Raw genomic sequence first — 25,068 nt, forward strand, 5'->3', positions numbered from 1 at the left:
CAGCGGCGCGCCGCCTGCGTTATGGCAAGGAGTATGGCCCGCTGCAGGAGCTTCCATGACACGCCACCTTGTCGAGTTTGGCGTTGCCTGTGTGGGGTTGGCGGCCAGTCGCGCCGGGCACGCTGTCGAGCTTGCCGGTATGGCACTGAATCAGCCGGTCACGATGAGCGAGTGCGCGCTGCGCCGCAGCCAACGGCGTGTGTTTCGGCATGCTCTGGCGCCACCGTGCCGACGACATCAACATGAGTTCGGTGTGGTTGTGCTCGCGTAACGACCTCATTGCCAACCTCGGGGTCATCGCGGCCGCGGCGGCGGTCTGGTTCACCGGGACGCGCTGGCCGGACATCATCGTGGGGGTTGCCATCACCGCGCTGTTTGCCAGATCCGCTGCAACCGTGTTGGTCGGGGCGTCACGCGAGCTGCGCCGGTTGCCGACTTGAAGATCAGCGTTGGCTTTGACCGACATGCGCCTTTGCTTGATCGATTTGCCAGCCGCTGACTCAGAGGCACCTGGCCGTTTCGAAGGCTTCACCGCGGCTCTCGTCTCCCACGTGGGCTCGGTCGATCAGCGCCACGCGTGAGTACATGTCGTCATCGAACGGCTTGAGCTTCCGACTGTTGCTGGCCATACGCCGTGCTGATCGTCGGCGGGCCATCGAGGGTGCTGGATCGACGGGCCAGGATGTGTGTCAGGGGATGTTCCCGGACGAGACGCTTCCGACTCAGGAGCGCGCATAGCGCGCACGCGGCTCGTTCACGCGTTTGTGGTCGTCGAGGCTGATGTGCTCGCGCAACCAACTGGCGAACTCGACTTCGGACAGGCTGCCTTCGGCGAGGGCGACGTACAGCGGGTACAGTTCGAGATCGTCGGCGTGCAAGGCTGCGCTGTTGAGCATGATGAAGACTTCGCAAGCCACGGCTGCCGTGCGCTTGTTGCCATCGACAAAGGGATGGTTGCGCGCCAGGCCGAAGGCGAGGCTCGCGGCAAGATCGGCGAGATCGGGCGGCGGGTCACCGTAGGCATGCAGTTGCTGCGGGCGTGCGAGTGCGGAATCCAGCAGGCTCTCGTCGCGCACGCCCGTGCCGCCGCCGTGCTCGGCGAGTTGACGTTCGTGGATGGCGATGGCGAGCGGTCGTTCGATCCAGATGATCATGGCCGTCACCTACTGCGCCAGCTTGTGCAGCAAGGTGCGCCGCTTGCGCATGACCTCCTCGGCCACCTCCATCTGCTTTGCCAGGGTAGGGTCATAAGTGGTGAGGCGGATGCCGTCGGGCGTTTCCAGCGCGAACAATTCGTCGCCTTTTTCCAGGCGCAGGCGGGCCAGCAGGTCACGCGGCAGGATGACGCCGGCCGAGTTGCCGATGGTGGTGATCTTCAGTTTCATGATGACTCCGAGCCGGGTTATAACGTCTGTTATACGTCGGTCATGGTCTGAGCGCAATATTCGCTTCGAGGAAGATGACGAAGGTCCGTCTGTGGCCTGGTGCGCCTGGATGACGCTTGGTTTTCGGGCTCAAAGTTTCTTCGCGGCTTCGGCGGCCTCGTAGTGGCTTTCGTCGCCAAGGTGCGCCGGGTCGACCAGGGACATGCTGGAAAACATTTCGTCATCAAAACGCTTGGCGTCCAGGAACCAGTGCTCGCCGAGCCATGTCTTGTGTTCGTCGTCGGCGGGCAGGCGGGATCATCGGTTGATGGACCAAGCCTGGCTTCGACGAGGGTGATCAGTTGGTCGAAGGTTTCCGGGCTCAGCAGGATCGCGTCGATTCTTACGGTCTTTCCGTTCGCGAGGTAGGCCGCGAGCGCAGCGTTTGGCGTGCCGCCGAAGCTGACCGGGCGGACGATGCAGCCCGCGGGGCTGCACTTGGCGTGGGGGAAGATCGCCGTGACGTCCTTTTGCGTCATGCCCAGCTTCAGGCCCCTGATGTCGGGCGCTGTCTGCGCGGGGAAGGGAGCGGGCCTGCGCGTTTCGGCAGCGTGCGTGACATGGAAAGCGGCAAGCAGCGCGGCGGCGGCCAGGCAAGTGGCGAGGCGTTTCGTCATGCTTTTCTGGATTCCTCGGTGATGGCTTGCGGCCATGCAGCGCCTGCAGGCCGCGGGCACGAAGTGTAACGGGGCAGGGAGTCGCACGAGTCCGCATGGAGAGGCGGAGGAAACCCGGACAGGCACATGCGAGCGGCCTAGTCCATGAAAAGGCCACCCGACAGGCCGCCATTGCGCCGATGTCACGCGCAGAATGGGTCGGTCGGATTTTCCGTGCAAATGAAACGTTGGCCGAGCGCCACGAAGGATGCGTGTCATGAAGTTGTGGACGATTGCCTTGGGCTGGTTGTTGGCATGCGTCGGCGTTCAAGCGGAGACGGTGGGCTGGCAACCGGCGGCAGGGCACGTGCAGACGCCGATCTGGCCGGGTACGGCGCCCGACCTGAAAGCAGTCCCCGGCGAGGAGACAGTCACCGTAAACAGCAAGCACCTGATTGGCGGCCTGCCGGTGACGGCCGTGACCAATGTGACGCGGCCGACGATGACGGTGTATGTGCCCAAGGGGAAGAACACGGGCGCGGCGGTGGTGGTGATCCCGGGCGGCGGGTTCCAGATTCTTGCCATGGACCTGGAAGGCACGGATGTGTGCGACTGGCTGACCGCGAAGGGCATCACCTGCGTACTGTTGAAATACCGCGTGCCGGGTATTCCCTACGAATGGAAATGCGACTGCCGTCCGCACAATTTCGAGTTGTCGGTGCCGTCGTTGCAGGACGTGCAGCGAACGATGCGGCTGGTGCGCTTTCATGCGTCCGAGTGGAAAGTGGACCCGCACAAAATCGGAGTGCTCGGATTCTCTGCGGGCGGTTTCCTGGTGGCGGAGATCAGCACGAATTTCGATCGACACCTGTACGCGCCAGTGGATGCAGCCGACAAGGAGAGTGCGCGTCCGGATTTCGCGATGCCGATTTATCCCGGGCACCTGACCAGGGGTGATGGCAAGTTGAATCCGAATGTTCCGGTGTCCGGCAAGACGCCGCCGACGTTTCTTGTGCAGGCCGAAGATGACTACGTGGATGGCGTGAATCAGGCGCTGGTCTATTACACCGCCTTGGCCAAGGCGCATGTGCCGGCGGAAATGCATCTGTATGCGCATGGCGGGCATGCATTCGGTTTGCGTCCGACGAAACTGCCGATCACCGGTTGGTCCGCGCTGGCGGATGCGTGGCTGCGGACGATCGGGATGGTTCGCGACTGACGCATGCCTGGTTCCGCACGGGCGTCGGGGCGGTCACTTCGCCCAATGCGACACCCGGCTACTTCTCGACAAGAACATCGGTGTCCTCGCCCATGCCGTGCATGCCGCCCGGCTCGATCGCGGTGACATGTCGGGGATCACCCGAGCGATAGACGTTGGCATAAATGGTGGTGGCGATGATGCCGGTGCCGCAGTCGAAGGTGAGGCTGCGGTCGGTGTGCCCGCTGGCGATGTCGACCAGTCGCAGGGCGACCATCGATAGCGGACACTCCGCGGAACTCCGATAGACACCGAGCAGCAGATGCTTTTTCGTGTGGTGCCACATCGGTATCTCGACGATGCCTTCGAGCCTGGGCTGGCCGGAGTCGGTGTCATCCAGACTCGCCGTCTGGCGCAGGCTGATGGGCAAGACGTTTTTGTGGTTTCGCCACTCTCCCGTTGCGCCGGTGCCTGTAACGCTCAATGCGATGGGGCAGGGAACCGGATGCGCCGCTGACACGGCAGGCACGACCGGCGACTCGCCGAAGGATGCCGGCTCGGCCGCTTCGCACAGTTGCATGTGTCCGTCCGCCTGCCGCTTGCCCTGCAGAATGATCGGCACGCGGTAGCGGTCGTAGTAGTAGCTGCCATCGACCCGCCACTGACCGGGTTGGCCGTGATTGAGGTCACCATGGGTTTGCAGCGAGACATGCACCGGTTGCCCGCCGATGGTGCCGACGTAGTTCCTCACTTCGTACCAACCCGCCTGGGCCAGGGATGGGGCCAGTGCCGCCAGCAGAAATGCCGCGGGAAAGGATGCCTTGATTGCCATGAGCCGCTCCCGTGATATCCCGTCGGTTGTGCCGCTGTCGCCAGGGATCCGAGGTTGCCGTGATCCAGCGTTGGCGTAAAGGACTGATCGCGGTCGCCGCGGATGCGCTCTGTCAAATCAGATGGTCAGCTCGCCCGGTGCCAGCGGTCGGCACGCGTTGCGGGGCACTGCCGCTTTATCGCCAAATTTACCCGTGGAGGATTAGCCTTGGCCGGCTTGCTCGCCCGGGGCGAACAACAGCTCCCTCCCTGCCATGGAACCCCAGACATGTTTGATCCCAGGAATTTCAGAATCGACGACCAGGTCGCGGTCATTACCGGCGCCGGCGCCGGCATTGGTCGCGCGATTGCCGAGACCTTTGGTGCGGCAGGCGCGGCCGTGGTGGTCAGCGATCGCGATGTGGAGGCCGCTGCCGCGGTGGCCGAGGCGATCGTGAAGGCGGGCGGCAAGGCGGTCAGTATGCCGTGCGACGTCACGAAGGAAGAAGACCTGGCGCGGCTGGTCAGCGACACCGTGGCGAAGTTCGGCAAGCTCACCGTGCTGGTCAGCAATGCCGGCGGCGGTGGTCCGAAGCCGTTCGACATGCCGATGGCGGACTTCCGCCGCGCGTTCGACCTCAATGTGTTTTCGCTGTTCCGGCTGGCGCAGCTGGCGGCGCCGGAAATGGAAAAGGCCGGCGGCGGTTCGATTCTGGCGATCACCTCGATGGCCGGCGAAAACAAGAACAAGCGCATGGCGTCTTACGGTGCTTCGAAAGCAGCGACGAATCACCTGATCCGCAACATCGCGTTCGATCTGGGGCCCATGGGCATCCGCATCAACGGCATCGCGCCGGGTGCCACGCGTACGGCGGCGCTGGAGTCGGTGCTGAACGATGACATCGAGAAGGGCATGCTGCTGCACACGCCCATTCACCGGCTGGGCGAGCCGCAGGACATGGCCAACGCGGCGTTGTTCTTGTGTTCGCCCGCGGCGGCCTGGATCAGTGGCCAGATCCTGACGGTGTCGGGTGGCGGCGTGCAGGAACTCGACTGAAAGGGCTGGCCATGAGCAAGCGGCTCGTTGCGGCCACCATCGCCTTCCCGCTGGCCGGTACGACCGTGGCGGCACAGGTTCCCCTGTCGGCGCAGGCCTCCAACGCGATCACCATGGGCTGGATGCAGGGCTTTTCGTCGGCCTCCAACCCGGTGGCGGTGAGCCCGGCCAGCGATCCGACCTCGCTGACGGTGTATCGCGTTGTCGCCGACTACCTGATGGCGCAAGATGCAGCGCCGGATCTGGTCGGCCCGGAATGGGTGGTCGAGGACATCGCCGATCGCGGCGTGATCGACAGCAGTCACGCCAGCCTGCAATTCATGCCGGACGGGCGCGTGGTCGGCAGCGGCAGCTGCAACCGGCTGATGGGTAGTTACACCCGCAACAAGAGCGCACTGTCGCTCAAGTCGGTCGGCACCACCAGGATGGCGTGCCCGCCTGCGCTGATGGATCAGGAGCAACGCCTGCTGGCGTTGTTGCCACGGGTGGTCAGCTACACGATCGACGGCAGCGGCGCGTTGATCCTCACGAGCCGCGACGGAACATCGATCACCGCGCGGCGGCCGTAGTCGGTTCGGGCGGGCCGGATCAGAATCCGGCCCGCCCGGGTTTCCACCGTCAAACGACGCCGGCTTGCATGCAAGGCGTCGCGTTGCGAAAGCGCTGAATGCCGCGAACGTCCACCGGCGCATGAGCAGTCCTCACGATGGCGATGGTGTCGGGAATGTTTCGACGCCTCGGGGCGCAGCTTCTTGGTGTATTCCGGCTGCAACAAAACAGTCAAGTCGACTTCCTAGACTCGATGGGCTTAACCACCCGCCTCGATCCAGGACGATTCGACATCATGACGTCACTCTTGCATGCACGCTCTTGCGCCCGCCGTGTAGCCCCGCGCAGGCAACCGCTGGTTGCCGCGATCAGTCAGCACTACCGCCTGGCGTTCTGGTGCGCCTCTTCGTTGCTGATGGTCGGCACGGTCAATGCGGGGACGGTCGATGGTGTGCCGGATGCCGCGATGACGGCGAGCAGCGCAGCGAATGTCGCCGAGGCGAAACAGTTGCAGGAAGTGGAAGTGCGTGGCGTGGCTGCTTCCGCGATCAGCCAGGCCCCGACGCAGAGCGAGCTGGATGCCATCCAGCCGCAATCCATCATCGGTCTGGACTACATCAACAACTACGTCGCACCGACGGCGGATTACGCCAGCATCGCCAACATCGCGCCGGCTGTGAGCAACATCAGTCCGGCCGGTCCGGGGCTGGGCGAATCCAAGCAGATGACCCTGCGCGGATTCAGCGACAACCAGTACAACGTCAGTTATGACGGCATTCCGTTCGGTGACACCAACGACTTCAGCCACCACACCAGCAGCTATTTTCCGGCCAAGATGATTGGCGAGGTCAGCGTCGACCGCGGCCCCGGCAGTGCCGGCACGCTGGGTGCGGCGACGTTCGGCGGCACCGTGGCGCTGCGCTCGAAGGATGCGCGTGACACGTTTTCGTTCATCCCGACCTTCAGCGCCGGCAGCTATGGCACCACGCTGACTCACCTGGAGCTCAACACGGGCCGCATCGACGAGCTCGGTGGCGGCAAGCTCATCGCCAGTGTGCAATACAACAACACCGACACCGCGAACACGCATTCGCCGATGCGGCGCACCACCGGTTACCTGAAGTACGTGCAGCCGGTGGGCGAGCACACCGAAATCACCTTGCTCAGCAACTACAACACGATCCACTTCAACAAACCGAACAAGGGTTCGCTGACCCAGCAGCAGATCGACACGCTGGGCCGCAACTTCGGCCTCGACACCGACCGCAGCAGCATCGACTGTGATTGCTACAACTACCAGGACAAGAACACCGACATGGAGTACCTGGGCGTCCACAGTGACCTCAGCGACACCTGGCAGCTCGACAACAAGCTGTATACCTACGCGTACACCAACGGCAGCCACGAAAGCGCCTATGTGGGCACCAAGAGCTCGAAGACGGCGATGGGTGGCTATTACAAGGTCAACAACTACCGCGCCTGGGGCGACACGTTCGAGTTGGCGCATACCGATGAGCAGGGGCAGCTACGGCTGGGCGGATGGTACGAATACACCGGCAACGATCGTTCCAGCGTGGCGCTGGACTACAGCCGGGGCGGCACCATCGACGTCAAACCCGGCGACAGCCATTCCTACGCTCCCTACAAGTACACGATGAACGATCGCCTGCGCACCACCCAGCTGTATGCGGAATACGCATGGCAGGCCAGCGCAGCGCTCACCATCACGCCCGGCGTGAAGAACGTCGGCTTCACCCGCTACATCGATACGCCATACAACCAGGGCACCAAGTTGCCGCTGAAGTACGACCAGACCTGGCGCAAGACGCTGGGCTACCTCAGCGCCAACTACCGCCTTGGCGATGACTGGAGCATCTACGGGCAGGCCGCACAGGGCTTTCTTGCGCCCAATCTCAACCAGTTCTACGTGCCCGACCCGCGCCTCAACCGCGCGCGTCCGCAGCAGACGATGAATTACCAGTTCGGCACGGTGTACAAGACGGATCGTTTCAACGCCGCCGCCGACGCGTTCTTCATCGACTACCGCCATTACCCGCTCACCGCGGTCGATCCTGTCACCCACGACGACATCTACGCCACGGCCAAGGGCGCGCGCATGCATGGCGTGGAAGCGGAAGCGACCTATTACGTGGGCAGCGGCGTGAGCTTGTATGCCAACGGCTCGCTGCTCGATGCGCGCTTCAAGCGCTCCCACCTGGACCTTCCCAACATCCCGGACAGCACCGCGGCACTGGGCGTGAACTACGTGCGGGACGGCTTCTTCGCGGGGCTGAGTGGCAAATACATCGGTGCGCAGAAGGTCTACAACGGCGACTTCAACCCCGACGATGCCGCCTCGGTCACCGCCACCAGCAACAGCGGCGGTTTCTGGCGCGCGGCGCTCAGCCTGGGCTATGGCCAGAAGCTCACTGGCTCGTTCATCAAGAGCTACAAAGTGAAACTGCAGGTGGACAACCTGCTGGACGCCAGCCAACAGGTCGCCGACTCGGTAAAGAAGGGTGACACCTATTATCTCGTGCTGCCCGGACGGAGCTGGTTCGCCTCCGTGTCGCTGGCACTCTGACATGGACCGGAGCGCCTGCATGATCATCAAACTCGTACGTCTGTGTGTCGTGGTGCTTGGCCTGTCGACCGTGAATGTCGGGCACGCACGCACACCGCAACACTATCTCAGCGACGCCCAGTTGCATCAGGCCGTGGCGGTGCTGCCGGCACCGTCGGCACTGGGCAGCGCCGAAGACTCCGCCGATCGCACGGTCACCTTCCAGGCCTACACCACAAGGACGGCAGAACAGGCGGCGCTGGCGAAGCACGAAGAGGAGTTCGGGGTGTTCTCGTTCGCCGCCGTGCTGGGCCCGGATTTCACGGCGCAGCGGCTGCCATCCACCGCCGCGCTGTTTGCCGAGGTGAAGAAGGAAGCGAACCTTGCCAAGAACGAAGCCAAGCAGACCTGGCATCGCGAACGCCCCTGTCCGGTCAACTCGTGCCAGTGGGATCCGGAGGGCGATGCCGCCGACTGGAAGAACCGCGACTACGGTTATCCGAGCGGACACAGCACGCGTGCAACGGTGTTTGCGCTGCTGCTTGGCCACCTGCTCCCGCAACGTGCGGCGGCGCTGGATCAATACGCGCGAGCGGTCGGCTGGCGGCGCGTGGTGCGCGGGGTGCACACACCGCAGGACATCTTTGCCGGCCGCGTGTTGGGACAGACGCTGGTGCGCGATTTCCTGTCCAGTCCCGCCATTCGCCACGATCTGGATGCGGCCGCCCGCGAACTGGAGGCGGCCGGCTTCCGCACCGCGATGCCGGCGGGAGGGAATACATCCGCGGGCGGTTGAGCGGAGGTGGGGACGCGATCAGGCGCCACCCGTGTTGCACAGCGAATCGGTGAGGCGGGATCGAGGCGAATCCCGCGTGCCGCCACCATCCCCGCGAAAGCGGGGTACGGACAAAGAACTGCCCTGCAACGCGTCCGCAGAAGCTGTTGCGGGGTAGCTGGCCGATTCACGGCCAGAATGGCGTGACGGAATGCGTGCGCGCCGCGAATCGCCATTGAAAGTGTGGGTATGGCGTCTTTCTGACGGCCAGGTCCGCGTCAGCGCACCCAGCCTTCGGTCTTCATGATTTTTGCGCCTGCTTCGCTGGTCAGGAAGGTCACGAACTGCCTTGCGGCAGGATCGGCATCCGGTGCCAGCGCGACGTTGACGTCGCGCCAGATGGTGCGCGCATCGGAAAGGCGTACCAGGTCGGCCTGCTCCGGATGCGCGATCGGCCAATCCGGCCAGGTGATCCAGGCGTCGGCGTGCATGCCGACGAAGGCCTTGTAGGACGCGCCGCTGCCCTTGCCGAAGGCGACGATATGCTTGCGAAAGCGCTTCACGTCGTCGAGTTTTCCCATGCGGCCGGCGACGTCTTCCCACACGCCGGTGCCCGAGGTGTTGGCGACGCCGGCACCTTCGGTGACGACGATCCTCATGCCGTCCTTGAGCAGATCGTCAAAGCCCCGGATGCCCTTCGGGTTGCCTTTTTGCACTGCAATGATCGCGGGTCGGATGTAGATCGGCTCCACCGCACTGGACGAGAACGTCGTGTACGTCTCAAGCATGGCGGTGATGTCTTCCTCGGCCGTGCCCCAGAGGATGTCGGCGTCCGCCTGGGCCTTCTTGGACCAGGTGGGCTCGGGGCCTGCGGTGATGACCACCTGGATACCCGTTTTCTTCTTGAACGACTCGGCTACTTTGCGGAACGCGGTGTCGGGGCCGCCGGCACCGTACAGCCTGACGACGCCGTCTTTGGCGTGGTGGACGATGGCTGGATCGGGCACCTCGTGCGCCAGCGCCGGCAAGCAAAGCGCCAGCGGCAGGCATGTGGCAAGCAACTTGGACATGGCAAGTTTCATCAACTTTCTCCTGATCACAGGCTGGGTTCCCCATGCGGGAGTGAGACGGGATTCGAGGGCAGCGTGATCAGAAAGGAAGACGTCGCATCCGCCCGGGTTATTCCCCGGCGGTGCTGACTTTTTCGATGGCGCGAACGTTGATGGCGTGGCGAACCGTGGCGTCGATCTTCTTTCGACACCCGCGCGCCGGGTTGCCGTCAGCCGGTGGAACTATCCGGGCAGCGTCTGCAGCTGATGGAAGTCGTCGATCTCGAAACGCGGATGAAGGGCACGGCATGCCGCCGGATCCCCGTGCCCATAGGTTGCCCAGCAACTATCGATGCGGGCGTTGTTGGCGAACGCCAGGTCCGCGGGCGTGTCGCCCACGAACAGCGCTGACGCGTTGTCGGCCAGCTCGAAGAACGGGCGAATGCGCCGTTCGAAAAGATCGGGGGCGGGCTTGGGTGGCAAGTCCGCCTGCTCGCCGAGCACCAGATCGAAATGGTCCAGGATGCCCAGGTTTCCCAGTGCCGCACGCAAGGCCGCTTCGCCCTTGTTGCTGACCACCGCCGTCCGCATGCCGTTGGCGCGCACGGCATCGAGGCAGCGCCGCACGCCGGGGTAGAGCGTGGTCCTGCGGGCGCTGTCGCGGGCATAGCGTGCCCGGTAGTTGCCGATGGCGTCATCGACCCGTTCCGGTGAGTTGGCGCCCAGCTTTGCCAGCAGCAGTTCGAAGGTTCGCGGCAGTGCCGCGCCGGTGGCGACGACCTGCTCTATATCCGCCACATCGATGTTTCCCGTCGGCCCGAGAAGGTCGCCCAAGGTGTCGTGCATGCACAGCAGCACGGCCTTGCGCGTATTGGCCAGCGTGCCATCGAAGTCACAGATCAAAAGCTCGTGACGCATGGGCGACCTCCCGAAAATCGGGGCACTATAAATCGTGACGGGGCACTTCCGATGACCATGTCGACGGGATCAGGCAATCCCGGCAAGCCGCCTTGGCCACGGCATGCCGGTCTTGTCGTTACAGGAACATGCCGCCCGATGCTTCGATGCGTTGCGCATTGATCCAGCCGCTGCCGGAGGCGAGCAACGCTGCCACGACACCGCCGATATCATCTGGCAAGCCCGCACGACCCAGGGCAGTGTTGCTGGCGACCAGCGCATTGAGGCCCGCGTTGTCGCGCACGGCACCGTCGCCGAAATCGGTTTCGATGGCACCGGGAGCGAGCGTGTTCACGCTGATGCCACGCGCACCCAACTCTTTCGCCTGATAACGGGTGAGCACTTCCATCGCGCCCTTCATCATGGCGTAGGCGGCGTAGCCGGGGAGGGCGAAACGGGTCAGTCCGGAAGAGACGTTGAGGATGCGACCGCCATCGGTCAGCAGTGGCAGCAACGCCTGCGTCAGGAAGAATGGCCCTTTGACATGGATCGCGACCATCTGGTCGAACTGCGCCGCCGTGGTGTCGGCAAACGCGGCGGTGGTGCCGGCGCCGGCATTGTTGAGCAGAAAGTTGAACTGCGTGCGCTGCCAGTGATCGGCCAGTGTTTCGCGCACCTGGTTGGCAAACGTCGGGAACGGGTCGCTGGAAATATCCAGTGGCAGGGCCACGGCCTGACGACCGAGTGCTTCGATCTCTGCGACGACCTGCTGCGCCTCGTCGGCATGACGGCGGTAGGTAAGCATGATGTCGGTGCCCTGGCGGGCCAGTGCCAGCGCGGCGTGGCGACCAAGGCCGCGATTGCCGCCGGTGATCAGGGCGATGGGAGAGTGGGTAGTCATGACGGTTCCTTGATTGATTCGGAGACGTGGGGAGGCGCGTCTCGCGCCGGATCGTCAGACTATTGATTTGTCATTTGCTCATAAACAATCTAAAAATGATTTTACTGTTCAGGCATAAATAACAATCTCCCATGCACGACATCGATGCCATGAAGGTCTTTGCACGCGTCGCCGAACGCGGCAGTTTTACTGGCGCAGCCACGGATCTGGGCTTGCCCAAGGCCAGTGTCTCGATCGCGGTCCAGCAACTGGAGGCGCTGCTCGGCACCCGTCTGCTGCACCGGACCACGCGGCGTGTCGAGCCGACTCAGGACGGATTGGCTTTTCTGGAGCGCTGTCGCGACATGCTCGACGACATCGACGAACTGCAGTCGATGTTCCGCGACGACGAATACGATTTGCGCGGCCGCTTGCGCGTGGATATGCCGACCACCACGGCACGCCTGTTCGTGCTGCCACAGCTGCCGGCCTTTCTGGGCGAGCATCCGGGGATCGAGCTGGAGTTGAGTTGCGCCGACCGGCGCGTCGATCTGGTTCGCGAGGGTTTTGATTGCGTGTTGCGCGTGGGCGCCCTGGAGGACGTCGACAACCTCATCGCGCGACCGCTCGGCGTGTTGGAAATCGGCACCTTCGCCAGCCCGGATTATCTTCGGCGCTACGGTGAGCCACGCCATCCCGACGCTCTGGAGGGTCATCGCATGGTGCATTACGCGCAGAACTTCGGCGGCCAACCCGACGGCTTCGAATACGTCGATGACGAAGGCATGCACGTGCGACCCATGCCCGGCGCGCTTACCGTCAACAACACCGACAGCTACCAGGCAGCCTGCGTAGCCGGATTCGGCCTGATCCAGGGTCCGACAGCAGGCATGCACTCCCTGCTGAAAAGCGGCAAGCTGAAGGAAATCCTGCGCGACTATCGCGCCATGCCGATGCCGGTGACGTTGTTGTATGCCCACCGTCGCCATCTGCCGCGTCGCGTGCGTGTGTTCATGGAATGGCTGGCTGTGCAACTGGCGCCATTTCTCCGTTAGCCCATCGACATCACGCGTGCGCACACGCCGGATGCGGGGCGTGTTGATGAGCCTGATGATGGCGCGCCGCTCGCCCGGCACGGGAGGTCGTCGCCAACGTATGGACGGCCCATGGCAGGCAACTCCACGGCGTCCATCGCAGGTTCGGTTCCGCGAAACAGTGGCAACGCGACCATCAAATGGTGGAGGGCCGCGAGGCGTCGTCGATCACATGCACATCGGAGCTGTCGGCGCGGCTGACCAGGGCGTAGTTGTAACCATTGCCTGACCAGTACGCCGCGGCCAGCTGTCCCTCGCGGCGTTGACCCCGCGCAAGCGGGCGCGCGCTGGGCGAGGGCGGGCGGATGTAGAAACTGATCGCATTGCCCTGTGAGTTTTCATACAGCACCATCGCGGCCGGACCGGCCTCGGTGGCAAGCAGGCGTCCACCCACGGGGTGAAAGCCCGCGCGGTCCAGTTGCGGCAAGGGTGCGGCGTTTTGAAAATGACTGTCCAGCCATGCCTGCAGATCACCCGGATGCTGTTGCGTCGCGTCGAGTTGCACGTTCTCGCTCATCGCAAACATCCGATACGCCTGCAGGGCGTCGGCCATGGGTGCCGCGCCTGTCGGCGTGGTCAGGTTGCGCGCCTGCCACCCCCCCAGGCCGCCCACGCCAAGCGTCAGCACCAGCATCGCCGCCATGGCCAGTCGGGCACGCATGCGCCCGCGACGACGCACCCGGATCATGGCCGGATCGAGCCTTGGCTGCCGCGTTGGCTCGGGCAGACCGCCGAGGGCGGCACGCAGTTGCTGGGCATCGCGCTGCCACCCGCGGACCTCTTCGGCGCGCTCGGGGTGGCGTTCCAGCCAGGCTTCCACGCGCACGCAGCCGGCATCGTCCAGACGGCCATCGATGTAGGCATGCAGGTCGGCTTCGTCAACGAAGGAGCGTGTTTCGTTGCTGTCGTTCATTTGAGTATCCGTAGGGCGGGAGTCTTCGACACTTCACCATCACCGAGCCGGCGCAGCGCCGCGCGTGCGCGCGACAAGCGCGACATCACGGTACCGATCGGTACCTCGAGCAAGTCGGCCACCTCGCGGTAGCTGAGGCCCTCCACCGAGATCCACAGCAACAGATGGCGTTGCTCGTCCGGCAGGCGTTCCAGTGCCTGCACCACCGATTGTGCGACCACTTCGCGTTCGGTCGATGGTTGTTCCTGTTCCTGACTGTTTCGAAAGAGCTCGAGCATGCTGGCGTAGCGACGCGCGCGACGTTTCCCGTCCAGGAATTGCCGGTACGCGATGGCGAACACCCAGGGCCGCAAGGCGGTCTCGTCGCGCCGGCTGCCCCAGCGTGACAACGCGCGCTCCAGTGAGGACTGGACCAGGTCATCGGCGCTGGTGGGGTCGCGGGTGAGCCAGCGCGAGAAGCGGCGCAGCCGTGGCATCAGTTCACGCAACTGATCGTCTATGTCGTGGTCGAGCATGGCCGGATGACCCTCTCTCGGTGTGGCGGATGCAGTGTAGACGCCTCTGCGCGCGGAATATTCCGCAACTCAGGGAATAAACCCCGGCGTGGAGCGTCCCTCATGCACGACCCGACGCTTTCATGGCGACGGCGCGGCTTCGCAGGGCTTCCAGCCTGCTTGTCGGCCATCGGATCAAAAAACTCCCCGAACCGCAGGAATTGGCATGCTCTTGAGCAAGAAATCATCGACTTCACGGCGTCTGCAGCAGGCGCTGATCGGCTCTGCCGTGGCACTGGCGCTTGGCATCGGCGCCGCCCGCGCCACCGAGCCGGAAAACCTGTTTCCCGCCCCGGTCTATGTGACCTTGCAGACGAGCGGCGCGGTGGAAGGCCTGCCGGCGGGCAACGCCTGGGCCGGTTTTCCCGGCGCGCATTACGACACCATCAGTCATGACGGCACCCGCATGCTGGTCAGCAGCAAGGATCAGCCGGAGGCCTATCTGCTGGACGCGCGCAGCGGCAAGAAGCTCGCCACCTTCGAGATCGGCCCGACGCCGCAAGGCGTGGCGATCAGCCCGGATGGTCAGTGGGGCATGGCCGTCAGCGCCGGTGGCGGCACGGTGGCGGCGATCGACATGCGCAGACAAAAGCTGGTCAAGTTGATCGCCGTCGGCAAGGTGCCGCACAACGTGCGCTTCACCGAGGATGGCAAGCTCGCCTACGTCACCTTGCAAGGCGGCACCGGCGTGGCCGTGGTGGACATGAGGTCGCTGGAGAAAGTCGATGAGATTCCGGTGCCGGGTATCCACGGCCCGCACAACCTCGATCTTTCCGCCGATGGGCACACGCTGTGGGTGCGCGATCTGGTGGGCAAGGTCGCCGCGATCGATATCAAGTCGCGCAAGGTGCTTGCGGTGATCCCCGTCGGACTGAGTCACGGTGGCATCGACGTGATTCCCGGCGGTCGTTACGTGTTCACCGGCGCGATCGCCGACCACGTCGTCGACGTGATCGATCCGGCCACGTTCAAGGTGGTCAAGCGCATCGAGGTCGGGCAGGGGCCGCATGGTGTTCGCGCCAGCCGCGATGGGCGCTGGCTCTACGTTGGCGTCACCGGCACCGACAAGATCGCGGTGATCGACACCACCACGTTGGAAGTGGTCAAGCAGGTGCCGACGCAGGGCAAGTTGCCGTTCTGGCTGACCGTGGTCGGCAACGACTGATCCAACACAACCTTTTGCGGTTGGTGCGGTTTTCAGCTCCCCGCGCCAACCGTCTTTTTCATCGTCATCGAGGACAGCATTTTGAAAGACTTGCTTCATACATCGTTCTCTCGTCGCACCATGTTGCGGCATCTGGTCGTGGCCGGCGGCGCCGTCGCTGGCCTTTCGTTGCTGGGCTGGCCCGCCCCAACGCGGGCCGACGCTCCCGCCGCATCGGGCACTGCAAGCAAGGCCGCACTGCAGTACCAGGATCATCCCAAGGGCATGTCGGCGTGTGTGAACTGCGCCAACTTCATACCCGGCAAGGACCCTGATGCCGCGGGGCGTTGCGTCATCGTCGCCGGAGACATCAGCCCCAAGGCCTGGTGCCTGGCGTATGCCGGAAACGGTTGAGAGGAAAGTCGTTGTCGACGTGTGTTGCGCGCCGACATCGACGCCATCGCGCCACTCGACATCAAACCCCATCCCTGCCCAGGCGCAGGTCTTGTCGAATTGTCCGTCCATCCTGAACGGCGTACAGCCCTTCGTCGCCGGATCACGTCAGGTGGAATATCCGTCGGGCAGAAAGGCCCGCGCTGATCAGGCGCTGATTCTTGCCGGAGAAGCCTTATGAAGAATATGTGGAAAAAGGCGTTGCGTCGTCGCGGAGGACACTGGTGTGTGTGCCTGTGTCTGTGTCTTGCGAGTGTCTGCGCGAGCGCGCACGAGGCGCATCAGCAAGCTGGTCACGCCCCCTCCGCTGCGCAGGGCATGTCTCGTGCCGCCAGCACCCCGCCGGTCTTTGTCGCCAGCACCGAGAAGTCATTTTCCGAGCTGATGAATGACGCCATGGTCGTCATGGATGACGGCATGCAACGCGCGCCCATGAACGGGAAAACCGATCACGATTTCATTGAAATGATGATCCCGCATCACCAGGGCGCGGTCGACATGGCCAAGGCGGTGCTGCTTTACACCAAGGATCCCGAGATCAGGAATATCGCTCTGGGGATCATCGCCGAACAGCAAACCGAGATTCACGTCATGCAAGCCTGGCTGAAAAGTCACCCGGGTTCCTGACTTCTCGCGCACTTTCACAAACCCATCTCACAGGCACACCATCATGAAAAGAACTTCCGTCTTCTTCGCCATGGCCGCCGCCGGACTGTTTGCCAACGCCGCGATGGCGTTGCCGACAGCACGCGACCGTGTCTACACGGCCGACCAGAACAGCAATACCGTGTCGGTGATCAACCCGGCCACCAACATGCTGGTCGGCCAGATTCGCCTGGGAAATGAGCGGCCGGACCTGCTTTCGCCCTTGTACAAGGGCCAGATCAACGTTCACGGCATGGGGTTTTCTCCCGATCACAAGACGCTGATCGTCGTTTCCAATGGATCCAACTCGGTCACGTTCATCGACACGGCCACCAATAGAGTCAAGGGCACCACCTATATCGGGCGTTCGCCGCATGAGGGTTTCTTCACGGCCGATGGCAAAGAGGTTTGGGTCGTGGTTCGGGGCGAGGATTACATCTCGGTCATCGACCCGAATACCTACAAGGAGACACGTCGCATCCAGACCGATCTGGGGCCGGGCATGGTGATCTTTCCGCCGGACGGGAAGCTCGCCTTCGTGGTGTCGAGCTTCACGCCCAAAGTGGACGTGGTGGATGTCAAATCCCACAAGATCGTCAAGCGTATCGACGTCGTCAGTCCGTTCTCACCCTTTCTCCAGTTGACCCCGGATCATGGCGAGATCTGGATGACGCACAAGGACGTGGGCAAGGTGACCCGCATCGACACCGGGACATTGAAGGTGGACGACGTCATGGATACCGGCTTCATCACCAATCACATTTCGTTTGCCACGGTCGGCGGAAAAGTGCTGGCGTACGTCACGGTGGGCGGCGAAAACGTCGTCAAGGTGTACACCACCGACAAACCGGCGAAACTGGTCACGACCATTCCCACCGGAGCGTTGCCGCATGGCATATGGACGTCCGACGACAGCAGTCGCATCTATGTCGGTCTGGAGAACGGTGATGCCGTCGACGTGATCGACACGTCCAGCAACAAGGTGGTGGCGAGGGTTCCGGTGGGTCAGGCGCCGCAGGCACTGGTGTTCATCTCCAATGTCGTACCCCACGGCGATGGTGCGACCAATCTGGTATCACGCGTCAACACCGATCCGGTCAATATCCCGCTCAAGGCCGTCAAGGAAAATGGACGCGGCTTTGTGGTGCTGCGCAATCTGGGTGTGCTCGATGCGCTTGAAGTCAATCTGTTCGCACTGAAGCCGAAAACGGCCTACAGCGTGTATCTGGACGGCACGAAGTCGGTGGCAGCCAGCTTCATGACCGATGAAAGCGGCAAAGCTGCCGGCACGATGATCGGGCCGATGCGACGCAAGGTCCAACCCGGCAGCAAGGCTCGCGCACCGGAAAACCGCATTGTTGTCATGGAAGGCAGCGCACCGGTCGATGTCAGCACGGCCGCCCTGGTCAATGCCCGGTAATCACGGCATGAGCTGATTGGCTACGCGTTGCACGTCGCGCCATCCATCCGTTCGCCCCGGGTCCCGCCCGGGGCGAACGGCAACGCGCAGAGCAACCCGCGGATTCTCCTGCGCGCCACTGGGCCGAGTGCATCAGTTGCCCGTCCTTGCGCGCCCGATGAAGCCCAGATGGGTAAGCCCGAATCCGGCCTGGTATTTGAGGCCATAGCCGAGCGAACGGTCAAAACCGATGTGAGCCATCCAGATGATGCCGGCTGTGGCTGCAACAGACGCCGACAGAAAAATGCCCGCTGCCAGCAACGCCAGGGCACCGATATATGAATGCAGGGAGTTGTACGACACGGCACCCGCTCGCGGCCCGGCCAGATAGCCAAGAAAAGACAGGTCGGGAACAAAGAAACACAAGGCGAAGATGCCCCAGCTGCCACCAAACTTCGCATAGGCCAGAAGACTGACCACGAGAACGCACAGTCCTTCAAGACGGATCACAGTCCGTACGCCACCTGACACCGCATCTGCCATGACACTTCTCCCTGGTCTGACGCTGGAATTGAACGACCGCGCAGCCGTCCATACTGAACGAGTAAAAAGAGACTTCCCCTTGCGGCCTCCGGGGCCATGACGGTATGGCGATGCCACCGTCAGCCAAAGAGGACGTTTCCACGAACACCATGGCCATGCACGCGCACCTGGCGAAGCGTGCGTTTCCGGTGATGCGCACAGCACCAGCGGGAATCACGTGGCAGGCATCACGACGCAGCCTGTCTCATCAACTTTCTCCCGGTCTGGATCTGACCACCATGGCGCGAGTGGGGGCAATCTTCGAGGCAGCGTGCTCAAGAGTAAAGACGCTCCCTCAGCACACTTTATTCCCGCACCGAGGTGCTTCTGGCGACGGCGGCCAGCGCCCGGTCGGCTTGGCTCTCAATGTGGTGAAGCGCCGGCTTGGGCGGGGAGGGATGCCTCGCGAAGATCCGCCGCATGCGCTGCGCTTCTGCCGTGGAAAAGTTCAGAAAATTCGCTGGAATCCGCTGTTGAATTGCGCCGGGTTGGTATCGCCCGCCTCACGGCTCACGCGGTATGCATGGTGCGTCGCGCACGCAGTTGCGGCCAGAGCGCTTGGCTTCGTACTGGGCTTCGTCGGCGTCGCGCAGCAGGAGTTCTGCGTCACCGTCGGCGTCCAGTCGGCGGCATGCGACACCCGCGCTGACGGTGATGCTGCGCGTCGTTCCGTCGGGTCCGTGCAGCGGATGACGTCCCACTTCGGTGCGGATCGTCTCGGCCAGCGCATGCGCGGCGGGCAGGTCGGTGTTGAACAACAGGCAGGCAAACTCCTCGCCGCCGTAGCGGGCGAGCACAGCGTTGCTCGGCAGGCAATGGCTGATGGATCCGGCCACACTGCGCAAGGCGTGGTCGCCGGCCAGATGCCCGAAGGTGTCATTGACGGCCTTGAAATGATCCACGTCGAGAAAGATCAGCGCAGCGGTCGCGCCGCGGTGCTCGCCATGGACAGCCTGCTGCAGCGATTCCATCAGCCAGCGTCTGTTGAATACGCCGGTGAGCGCATCGCGGCGGGCAAGATCGAGCAATTGGCGATTGGCGCTGTTCAACTGTGCCGTGCGTGCATCAATGCGTTGCTCCAGCGCATGCTGGCGCCGTCGCAGCCGGTGCTCATGCCTCCGCACCAGGGCGTAGACGATGAGGCAGGCAAGCGCCGCGAACAGCAGCCGGGCCCATCCGCGCTGCCACCACCACGGCTGCACGGTGATCGGCAACAGGATCGGGGTGCTGACATTGCCGGCATAGTCGCGTGCCTCGATATGCAGCGTGTAATCGCCCGGTGGCAGCGCGCCGATCTCGCGAAAGTTGTCAGTGGTCCACGCGCCAGGTGACTGACTGAAACCTTCCAGCCAGGTACGGAAACGTGACTCGTCGTCGTGCTGCCAGGACAGCAGGGCAAAGTCCACGCGCAGGTTGTGATGGCCGGGCGGAATGACGATATCGCCGTCAGCGATGGTGCGTTCGTCGACGCTGGTACGGACCAGCTTGAGCGGCTTGGCTTCGTAATCCGCTTTCGCGCGGTCGGGTGCATGCACCATCAGGCCGCCCAGCGTGCCGGTCCAGAACCGCCCGTGCGCATCGATGAACTGCGCGTCGGGATTGCACTCGTTGTTGACCAGGCCATCGCGGACGGTGAAGACCTGTGATTGGTAGTGGCCGGCATCTGGTACAAGCAGCTGCACACCGGAATCGGTGCACAGGTAGATGCGCCCGCCGGGATCAGCCAACGCCCCGTCGACGGTCAGATCCGGCGGCGCAGGCAGATCGGCGGGCAGGGTACGCGGATGCAGCGGGTCGCTGATGTCGACGCGGATGATGCCGTGGCGGACACTGCCCAGCCACAGGATGGGTCGTCCCCGCGCGTCGGGAATCAGTTGCAGGCCGATCAGGTTCAGCCCCGGCAGGCCGATATCGTGGCCCAGCAGTACCCATTGCTTTCCATCGAAGCGGGCCAGTCCCTGATTGCTGGTGGCCCACAGCCACGCATCTCCATGAGCCGTGGTTTGCGCGAGCAGTTTCTCCACCGACCAGTTGCCCACGGCAGCTTGCGGACGGAAAGACGTCCAGATGCCGTCACGCATTCGATAGACACCCGAACTGTCGGTGGCAAACCATTGCTCCACGTGGCCATCGATGTGGCGGCTGAGCATGTCGTTCAGACGCTGACCGGGTTGGCGCGGCCAGGGTGTGGTGACTGGCTCGAAGCGGGTTTCGTCCGTGACCCGCAGCAAACGGCCAGCGCCGGTGCCGAGCCAGACCGCGCTGCGGCCTTGCTGATCGTCGGCACGCGCGATCATGGTCACGTTGGCGTCTGCCAGTTGGCCGTTGGCCTTGTTGAAATAGCGCCAGCCACCATGCGTGTACAGGCCCAGCCCGTCGCCGTCGGAGCCGACCCATAGTCGTTCATTGCCCGGCGCGTCGGTATCGACCAGCACGCTGAGTACGCCGGTCTGCGACGAGCCCAGCAGTGAGACGGTCTTCCATTTGCTTTCGTCCACGATGGTGCGGGCGACACCGTCCTCGGTGGCCGCCCACAAGACGTAAGTGTGATTCGGGCTGCGCCAGGTGCTGACGCCGCGGATGGCATTGGACTGCAAGCCGTAGCGCCGGTCGAACACCTGCACCTTGTCGCGATAGATCCGGATCAGGCCGTTGCGCGACGAGGCCCACACGGCCTGGCCGCCATCCGCGGTCGGCGTCTGGACCATGTTGTAGAGCACGTCGGTGGGCAGTTCGCCGGACGCCACGCTCCAGTGCCGCAGGCCGTGCTCGTCCAGTCGCCACAGTCCGGAGTTGAAGACCGACACCCATAGCGCTTCGTGCCCGTCATGGTTCGTGGCCAACAGGTAGGCCAGACCGTTGCCGACGTCGAAGCTCGGTGCGCTGAAGCGCTGCCATGGGCCGCCGCCCTCGCGATACCACAGACCATCGCTGACCGAACCGGCCCACAATCGCTCGTGGCCGAAAAGATGATGGGTTTGTGCCAGTGTCAGGAAACCGGCGTGCGGCAGTTGCGCATTGCCCGGGTCGGCCTGCCAGCGGCCGTGCTCGCGGTAGAACAGTCCGGCGCCCGGGCTCACTGCCCACAGCCGTTTGCTGCCCTGGTGATCGGTCTCCACCAGCCGCCGGATCTGCGTGCTGGTGAGGCCATCGTCCGCAGTCTCGATATGCCAGTGCTTGCCGTCGTGACGTGCCAGGCCAAAGGTGCTGCCGCAGGCCCAGAGCGTGCCGGCATCGTCGACGAACAACTGGCTGATGTAGCCGGACAGCGCGGGGTCATCGAGTGGGTGCCAGCGCTTGCCGTCATACCAGGCCAGGCCGTGCGGCGTGCCTGCCCAGACGATGCCCTGGCGATCCGTGCGGATGGTGACGGCGACCGGGTCCGGCAGGCCGTCACGGGTGGTGAACGTGGTGAATGCCGGGGCGCCGAGATCGAACAGATCAAGCGGTTTGGCCTTGGGCGAGATGTTCGCATGCAGCGGTGCCGCCAGCGGGACGAGCACCATCAGCGCCGCCATGGCCAGTCGCATCAGCCAGCCCGATCGGTTCCCCATCAATCCCCGTTCCTGAAGCACTTGCTCTATGGACCGCGCCGATGGGCGCTTCATTCCCAGAATAGCATCGATGGTTTGCGGGGCCGGGACGTCACGATGCAAGAAGGCCGCACTTTCGTGCGGCCCTCCTGGGGTGTCAGGTGACTACCAGATCTTCACCCGATCCTTCGGCGCCAGGTACAGCTTCTCGTCCGGCTTCACCTTGAACGCCGGATACCACTGGTCGAGATTGCGCACGGTTTCGGCGCGGAAGTCGCCGGGGGCGTGCACGTCGGTGGCGAGGCGCTGACGCAGAGCCGCATCGCGGATCTTGCCGCGCCAGGCCTGGCCGAACGCGATGAAGAAGCGCTGGTCGCCGGTGAGGCCATCGATCACTGGCGCCGGCTTGCCGTTCAGTGACTTCTGGTAGGCCAGATAGGCGATGGTGAGGCCGGAGACGTCGGCGATGTTTTCGCCGAGCGTCTGCTTGCCATCCACATGCAGGCCGGGCAGGGCCTGGTACTGGTTGAACTGTTCGACCAGTTGCTGTCCGGCAGCCTTGAAGTGCGCAAGATCTTCCGGTGTCCACCAGTTGTCCAGCTTGCCCTGGGCATCGAACTCGGCGCCGAGGTTGTCGAAGCTGTGGCTGATTTCGTGGCCGATGATGGCGCCGATCGCGCCGTAGTTGGCGGCGGCGTCAGCCTTGGGGTCGAAGAACGGCGCCTGCAGGATCGCGGCGGGGAAGTTCAGTGCGTTCTGCAGTGGCAGGTTGACCGCGTTGACGGTCTGCGGCGTCATCCACCACTCGCCCTTGTCCACCGGCTGGCCGAGCTTGGCGCGCTGGTGTTCGTACTCGTATTTTTCGGCGCGCAGACGGTTGCCGAGCGCGTCATCGGCACGAATATCGAGCGAGCTGTAGTCGCGCCAGGTTTCCGGATAGCCCACGCCCACGCGCAAGGTGTCCAGCTTGTCCTTGGCCTTGGCGCGGGTGGCCGGAGTCATCCAGCTCAAGGTGTCGATGCGGTCGCGGAACGCGGCGACCAGGTTCTTCACCAGTTGCTCGATCTCTGCCTTGGACGATGCCGGGAAGTACTGCTTCACGTACAGCTGGCCAACCGCATCGCCGAGCTCGGTGCTGGTGGCGCCGACGGCACGCTTCCAGCGCGGCTGTTGCACCGGCGTGCCCTGCAGGTCATGCACGTAGAAATCGAAATTCAGGTCGGCATAGGCCTTCGGCAGCAGCCCGGCGGCGTGGTTGATGGTGTGGAAGGTGAGCAGATCCTTCCACGCCTGCAGCGGCTCGCTGGCGGTCAGCGCGGACAGGCCGCTGATCGCGCCGGCTTGCCAGGCGTCGATCCGCGACTGGTCCTGCAGCCCGGCGGCCTTGAAATAGGTGGCCCAGTCCAGCCCCGGTGCCTTCGCGGCGAAATCCGCCATGCTCCAAAGGTTGTTCGCCTTGTGCACGTCTTCGCTGTCGATCAGGCTGGCCTGTGCCTTGGCGATCTTCGTCTCCAGCGCAACGATGGTCTTCGCCTTGGTCTGCGCATCGGCGATGCCGGCCTGCTTCAGCAGCGTCGCGACATAGGTGAGGTATTTGCCGCGCGCCTCGACCATGTGCGGATCACTGGACAGGTAGTAGTCACGGCTGGGCAGCCCGATGCCACCTTGCAGCAGGTAGGCAACGTGGTGGGAGGGATCTTCCAGCCCCTGCGTGACGAACAGGCCGAACAGATTCTGCGTGTGGTAGTTGGTGGCGTTGATCGGATCCACGTCGGCGCGCAGGCGACTGCCCAGCACGCGGGCCAGATCATCACGCGAGGCGATCGCATCGATCTGCGCCAGCTCGGGCTTGATCGCTGCCAGGCCGTGCTTTTCGATGGCGGCGGTGTCCATCCAGGCCGCGTAGTAGTCGGCGATCTTGCGCGCATTGCTGCCGGCGGCGGGATGGCTGGCGCCGGCGTTGCGGATCAGGTCGGCCGTGTGTTTCTCGGTCAGCTCGAAGATCTTCAAAAAGCTGCCGGTGCTGGAGCGGTCGGCGGGGATCTTCGCGGTCTTCAGCCAGTCACCGTTGGTATAGCGGAAGAAGTCGTCGCCGGGTTTGACGCTGTGGTCGATGCCCTTCAGGTCGATCCCGATCGGGTGATCAATCGCCGTGGCGGCCCATGCCGGCGAGCTGCACAGGATCGCCGCACCAAGAATCCATCGCATGTGTTGCATGATCGCCTCCATCGGGGAAAAGTCCCACGATAGTGCGCCAAGCGGGCTTTTTCTGCATGTCCTCCGCGGCATGGGCCATGCCGGTTTGTCGAGCAGCGCGGGCCGGTCCGGTGACTTCGGTGCCGGCCCGCGGGGAAGCCGGCGTGTCAGCGCAGGGTGTAACCGGCCACGCGCCAGACCTTGTCGCTGTCCAGGTGGAACGAGATCAGCTCGCGCACGGGCTTCTGCGCCTTGGCGAAGTGGGTCGCGTAGCTGACGTTGACGTACAGGCCGGCCGGCACCTTGCCGCCTTTCGATGCGGTCCGGGTGATCGACTGCAGCTTGCGCCCGCTGGCGATGCCGAGCCTGGCGCGATCGGCGCCCACGCTCTGCACGAAGTCGGCCCGCTGGATGATCTGCCGGGTCACGCTGGAGGACTGGTCCCAGACCTGGCCGAACTGGCCCTGGTCTACCATCTGCGCGATACGCAGCGAGGCTTGCGTCATCTGGGTGTTCTGCTTCTCCAGTGCGGCCTTCTGCGCGGGCGTCAACGTCGTTGCCGGTGGCGTTGCCGGAGCTGCCGGTGCTGGCGATTGCGCCAACGCGCCGAGCGAGGCGCCAAGCAGAAGGGCGGTCAGCAGGGTCTTCTTGAGCATGCGGTGAATCTCCATTGGGATGAGCGACGAGCGTGGATTCGGCCGATCGGTTGGTCGCCCAGCTTGCATGATGCGGGTCGTCGGCGTCGAGGGTTGCCTCG

General features: G+C 63.8%; 24 protein-coding genes. 10 read left to right on the forward strand and 14 right to left on the reverse strand.

Annotated elements, in window-relative coordinates; genetic code table 11:
- Positions 1-19 precede the first annotated feature (19 nt).
- The 4 genes from ACVWWQ_RS09515 to ACVWWQ_RS09530 form a co-directional block, all read right to left on the reverse strand.
- Positions 20-466: a hypothetical protein gene (locus tag ACVWWQ_RS09515; protein WP_166669700.1), complete on the reverse strand. Its 447-nt coding sequence runs from the start codon at positions 464-466 to the stop codon at positions 20-22.
- 256 nt (positions 467-722) lie between these two features.
- Complete coding sequence (locus ACVWWQ_RS09520; protein WP_133947813.1) at positions 723-1,154, reverse strand: type II toxin-antitoxin system death-on-curing family toxin; 432 nt, start codon at positions 1,152-1,154, stop codon at positions 723-725.
- Positions 1,155-1,163: 9 nt separating this feature from the next.
- Positions 1,164-1,385, reverse strand: a complete 222-nt coding sequence (locus tag ACVWWQ_RS09525) for an AbrB/MazE/SpoVT family DNA-binding domain-containing protein (protein ID WP_133947811.1) — start codon at positions 1,383-1,385, stop codon at positions 1,164-1,166.
- Between the two features lie 29 nt (positions 1,386-1,414).
- Positions 1,415-2,041, reverse strand: a complete 627-nt coding sequence (locus tag ACVWWQ_RS09530; RefSeq protein ID WP_133947809.1) for a hypothetical protein — start codon at positions 2,039-2,041, stop codon at positions 1,415-1,417.
- Positions 2,042-2,297: 256 nt separating this feature from the next.
- On the opposite strand from ACVWWQ_RS09530, the gene ACVWWQ_RS09535 reads away from it, so the two are divergent.
- On the forward strand, positions 2,298-3,239 hold the full coding sequence (locus ACVWWQ_RS09535) for an alpha/beta hydrolase (RefSeq protein WP_133947807.1): 942 nt from the start codon (positions 2,298-2,300) through the stop codon (positions 3,237-3,239).
- A gap of 58 nt (positions 3,240-3,297) precedes the next feature.
- Here ACVWWQ_RS09535 and ACVWWQ_RS09540 read toward each other — a convergent pair whose 3' ends face one another.
- Positions 3,298-4,050 carry a hypothetical protein gene (locus ACVWWQ_RS09540; protein ID WP_133947805.1) on the reverse strand — a complete coding sequence of 251 codons (753 nt, stop codon included), beginning with the start codon at positions 4,048-4,050 and terminating at the stop codon, positions 3,298-3,300.
- Between the two features lie 267 nt (positions 4,051-4,317).
- On the opposite strand from ACVWWQ_RS09540, the gene hdhA reads away from it, so the two are divergent.
- The 4 genes from hdhA (at position 4,318) to ACVWWQ_RS09560 (ending at position 8,993) form a co-directional block, all read left to right on the forward strand.
- Positions 4,318-5,085 (forward strand): 7-alpha-hydroxysteroid dehydrogenase, encoded by a 768-nt coding sequence (gene hdhA / locus ACVWWQ_RS09545; RefSeq protein WP_133947803.1) that lies wholly within the window; start codon positions 4,318-4,320, stop codon positions 5,083-5,085.
- A gap of 11 nt (positions 5,086-5,096) precedes the next feature.
- On the forward strand, positions 5,097-5,654 hold the full coding sequence (locus ACVWWQ_RS09550; protein ID WP_133947801.1) for an META domain-containing protein: 558 nt from the start codon (positions 5,097-5,099) through the stop codon (positions 5,652-5,654).
- A 275-nt stretch (positions 5,655-5,929) separates the two neighbouring features.
- Positions 5,930-8,218, forward strand: coding sequence for a TonB-dependent receptor domain-containing protein (locus tag ACVWWQ_RS09555; RefSeq protein WP_133947799.1), 2,289 nt, complete (start codon positions 5,930-5,932; stop codon positions 8,216-8,218).
- Between the two features lie 19 nt (positions 8,219-8,237).
- On the forward strand, positions 8,238-8,993 hold the full coding sequence (locus tag ACVWWQ_RS09560; RefSeq protein WP_166669699.1) for a phosphatase PAP2 family protein: 756 nt from the start codon (positions 8,238-8,240) through the stop codon (positions 8,991-8,993).
- Positions 8,994-9,250: 257 nt separating this feature from the next.
- Here the strand turns inward: ACVWWQ_RS09560 and ACVWWQ_RS09565 are convergent, their stop codons facing one another.
- The 3 genes from ACVWWQ_RS09565 to ACVWWQ_RS09575 form a co-directional block, all read right to left on the reverse strand.
- Entirely contained in the window at positions 9,251-10,000 is a 750-nt protein-coding gene (locus tag ACVWWQ_RS09565) for a substrate-binding domain-containing protein (protein ID WP_457383375.1), read from the reverse strand.
- Between the two features lie 264 nt (positions 10,001-10,264).
- A complete protein-coding gene (locus ACVWWQ_RS09570) occupies positions 10,265-10,939 on the reverse strand; it encodes an HAD family hydrolase (protein WP_133947793.1) in 675 nt (224 codons plus the stop codon).
- 118 nt (positions 10,940-11,057) lie between these two features.
- Complete coding sequence (locus ACVWWQ_RS09575; RefSeq protein WP_133947791.1) at positions 11,058-11,819, reverse strand: SDR family oxidoreductase; 762 nt, start codon at positions 11,817-11,819, stop codon at positions 11,058-11,060.
- A gap of 131 nt (positions 11,820-11,950) precedes the next feature.
- Between ACVWWQ_RS09575 and ACVWWQ_RS09580 the strand changes: the two genes are divergently transcribed.
- On the forward strand, positions 11,951-12,853 hold the full coding sequence (locus ACVWWQ_RS09580; protein ID WP_133947790.1) for a LysR family transcriptional regulator: 903 nt from the start codon (positions 11,951-11,953) through the stop codon (positions 12,851-12,853).
- A 175-nt stretch (positions 12,854-13,028) separates the two neighbouring features.
- Here the strand turns inward: ACVWWQ_RS09580 and ACVWWQ_RS09585 are convergent, their stop codons facing one another.
- Both ACVWWQ_RS09585 and ACVWWQ_RS09590 read right to left on the reverse strand, forming a co-directional pair.
- The gene (locus tag ACVWWQ_RS09585) at positions 13,029-13,805 is read right to left on the reverse strand and encodes an anti-sigma factor (RefSeq protein WP_133947789.1); all 777 of its coding nucleotides are present in this window, start codon (positions 13,803-13,805) and stop codon (positions 13,029-13,031) included.
- Positions 13,802-14,320 (reverse strand): sigma-70 family RNA polymerase sigma factor, encoded by a 519-nt coding sequence (locus tag ACVWWQ_RS09590; RefSeq protein WP_133947788.1) that lies wholly within the window; start codon positions 14,318-14,320, stop codon positions 13,802-13,804. The genes ACVWWQ_RS09585 and ACVWWQ_RS09590 overlap by 4 nt, the downstream gene beginning before the upstream one ends.
- A 205-nt stretch (positions 14,321-14,525) precedes the next feature.
- Here ACVWWQ_RS09590 and ACVWWQ_RS09595 point away from each other — a divergent pair, with 205 nt between their 5' ends.
- The 4 genes from ACVWWQ_RS09595 (at position 14,526) to ACVWWQ_RS09610 (ending at position 18,021) form a co-directional block, all read left to right on the forward strand.
- On the forward strand, positions 14,526-15,524 hold the full coding sequence (locus tag ACVWWQ_RS09595; RefSeq protein WP_457383376.1) for a YncE family protein: 999 nt from the start codon (positions 14,526-14,528) through the stop codon (positions 15,522-15,524).
- A 120-nt stretch (positions 15,525-15,644) separates the two neighbouring features.
- Complete coding sequence (locus ACVWWQ_RS09600) at positions 15,645-15,917, forward strand: high-potential iron-sulfur protein (RefSeq protein ID WP_133947786.1); 273 nt, start codon at positions 15,645-15,647, stop codon at positions 15,915-15,917.
- 216 nt (positions 15,918-16,133) lie between these two features.
- On the forward strand, positions 16,134-16,583 hold the full coding sequence (locus ACVWWQ_RS09605; RefSeq protein WP_208321574.1) for a DUF305 domain-containing protein: 450 nt from the start codon (positions 16,134-16,136) through the stop codon (positions 16,581-16,583).
- Between the two features lie 43 nt (positions 16,584-16,626).
- On the forward strand, positions 16,627-18,021 hold the full coding sequence (locus ACVWWQ_RS09610; protein ID WP_133947784.1) for a beta-propeller fold lactonase family protein: 1,395 nt from the start codon (positions 16,627-16,629) through the stop codon (positions 18,019-18,021).
- A 132-nt stretch (positions 18,022-18,153) separates the two neighbouring features.
- Here the strand turns inward: ACVWWQ_RS09610 and ACVWWQ_RS09615 are convergent, their stop codons facing one another.
- The 4 genes from ACVWWQ_RS09615 to ACVWWQ_RS09630 form a co-directional block, all read right to left on the reverse strand.
- The gene (locus tag ACVWWQ_RS09615) at positions 18,154-18,543 is read right to left on the reverse strand and encodes a DUF4260 domain-containing protein (protein WP_133947782.1); all 390 of its coding nucleotides are present in this window, start codon (positions 18,541-18,543) and stop codon (positions 18,154-18,156) included.
- A gap of 542 nt (positions 18,544-19,085) precedes the next feature.
- Positions 19,086-22,136 carry a diguanylate cyclase gene (locus ACVWWQ_RS09620; protein WP_133947780.1) on the reverse strand — a complete coding sequence of 1,017 codons (3,051 nt, stop codon included), beginning with the start codon at positions 22,134-22,136 and terminating at the stop codon, positions 19,086-19,088.
- Between the two features lie 144 nt (positions 22,137-22,280).
- A complete protein-coding gene (locus ACVWWQ_RS09625; protein WP_133947778.1) occupies positions 22,281-24,332 on the reverse strand; it encodes a M13 family metallopeptidase in 2,052 nt (683 codons plus the stop codon).
- Positions 24,333-24,478: 146 nt separating this feature from the next.
- Positions 24,479-24,967 (reverse strand): DUF4019 domain-containing protein, encoded by a 489-nt coding sequence (locus ACVWWQ_RS09630; RefSeq protein WP_133947776.1) that lies wholly within the window; start codon positions 24,965-24,967, stop codon positions 24,479-24,481.
- Positions 24,968-25,068: the final 101 nt, after the last annotated feature.

This window comes from Rhodanobacter sp. TND4EL1, assembly GCF_054061035.1.

What these genes read in the sequence shown, in the direction of transcription:
- ACVWWQ_RS09515 (WP_166669700.1), bottom strand. Translation starts at nt 466, where the DNA reads ATGTCGGTCAAAGCCAACGCTGATCTTCAAGTCGGCAACCGGCGCAGC.
- ACVWWQ_RS09520 (WP_133947813.1), bottom strand. Translation starts at nt 1,154, where the DNA reads ATGATCATCTGGATCGAACGACCGCTCGCCATCGCCATCCACGAACGT.
- ACVWWQ_RS09525 (WP_133947811.1), bottom strand. Translation starts at nt 1,385, where the DNA reads ATGAAACTGAAGATCACCACCATCGGCAACTCGGCCGGCGTCATCCTG.
- ACVWWQ_RS09530 (WP_133947809.1), bottom strand. Translation starts at nt 2,041, where the DNA reads ATGACGAAACGCCTCGCCACTTGCCTGGCCGCCGCCGCGCTGCTTGCC.
- ACVWWQ_RS09535 (WP_133947807.1), top strand. Translation starts at nt 2,298, where the DNA reads ATGAAGTTGTGGACGATTGCCTTGGGCTGGTTGTTGGCATGCGTCGGC.
- ACVWWQ_RS09540 (WP_133947805.1), bottom strand. Translation starts at nt 4,050, where the DNA reads ATGGCAATCAAGGCATCCTTTCCCGCGGCATTTCTGCTGGCGGCACTG.
- hdhA (WP_133947803.1), top strand. Translation starts at nt 4,318, where the DNA reads ATGTTTGATCCCAGGAATTTCAGAATCGACGACCAGGTCGCGGTCATT.
- ACVWWQ_RS09550 (WP_133947801.1), top strand. Translation starts at nt 5,097, where the DNA reads ATGAGCAAGCGGCTCGTTGCGGCCACCATCGCCTTCCCGCTGGCCGGT.
- ACVWWQ_RS09555 (WP_133947799.1), top strand. Translation starts at nt 5,930, where the DNA reads ATGACGTCACTCTTGCATGCACGCTCTTGCGCCCGCCGTGTAGCCCCG.
- ACVWWQ_RS09560 (WP_166669699.1), top strand. Translation starts at nt 8,238, where the DNA reads ATGATCATCAAACTCGTACGTCTGTGTGTCGTGGTGCTTGGCCTGTCG.
- ACVWWQ_RS09570 (WP_133947793.1), bottom strand. Translation starts at nt 10,939, where the DNA reads ATGCGTCACGAGCTTTTGATCTGTGACTTCGATGGCACGCTGGCCAAT.
- ACVWWQ_RS09575 (WP_133947791.1), bottom strand. Translation starts at nt 11,819, where the DNA reads ATGACTACCCACTCTCCCATCGCCCTGATCACCGGCGGCAATCGCGGC.
- ACVWWQ_RS09580 (WP_133947790.1), top strand. Translation starts at nt 11,951, where the DNA reads ATGCACGACATCGATGCCATGAAGGTCTTTGCACGCGTCGCCGAACGC.
- ACVWWQ_RS09585 (WP_133947789.1), bottom strand. Translation starts at nt 13,805, where the DNA reads ATGAACGACAGCAACGAAACACGCTCCTTCGTTGACGAAGCCGACCTG.
- ACVWWQ_RS09590 (WP_133947788.1), bottom strand. Translation starts at nt 14,320, where the DNA reads ATGCTCGACCACGACATAGACGATCAGTTGCGTGAACTGATGCCACGG.
- ACVWWQ_RS09595 (WP_457383376.1), top strand. Translation starts at nt 14,526, where the DNA reads ATGCTCTTGAGCAAGAAATCATCGACTTCACGGCGTCTGCAGCAGGCG.
- ACVWWQ_RS09600 (WP_133947786.1), top strand. Translation starts at nt 15,645, where the DNA reads ATGTTGCGGCATCTGGTCGTGGCCGGCGGCGCCGTCGCTGGCCTTTCG.
- ACVWWQ_RS09605 (WP_208321574.1), top strand. Translation starts at nt 16,134, where the DNA reads ATGAAGAATATGTGGAAAAAGGCGTTGCGTCGTCGCGGAGGACACTGG.
- ACVWWQ_RS09610 (WP_133947784.1), top strand. Translation starts at nt 16,627, where the DNA reads ATGAAAAGAACTTCCGTCTTCTTCGCCATGGCCGCCGCCGGACTGTTT.
- ACVWWQ_RS09615 (WP_133947782.1), bottom strand. Translation starts at nt 18,543, where the DNA reads ATGGCAGATGCGGTGTCAGGTGGCGTACGGACTGTGATCCGTCTTGAA.
- ACVWWQ_RS09620 (WP_133947780.1), bottom strand. Translation starts at nt 22,136, where the DNA reads ATGGGGAACCGATCGGGCTGGCTGATGCGACTGGCCATGGCGGCGCTG.
- ACVWWQ_RS09625 (WP_133947778.1), bottom strand. Translation starts at nt 24,332, where the DNA reads ATGCAACACATGCGATGGATTCTTGGTGCGGCGATCCTGTGCAGCTCG.
- ACVWWQ_RS09630 (WP_133947776.1), bottom strand. Translation starts at nt 24,967, where the DNA reads ATGCTCAAGAAGACCCTGCTGACCGCCCTTCTGCTTGGCGCCTCGCTC.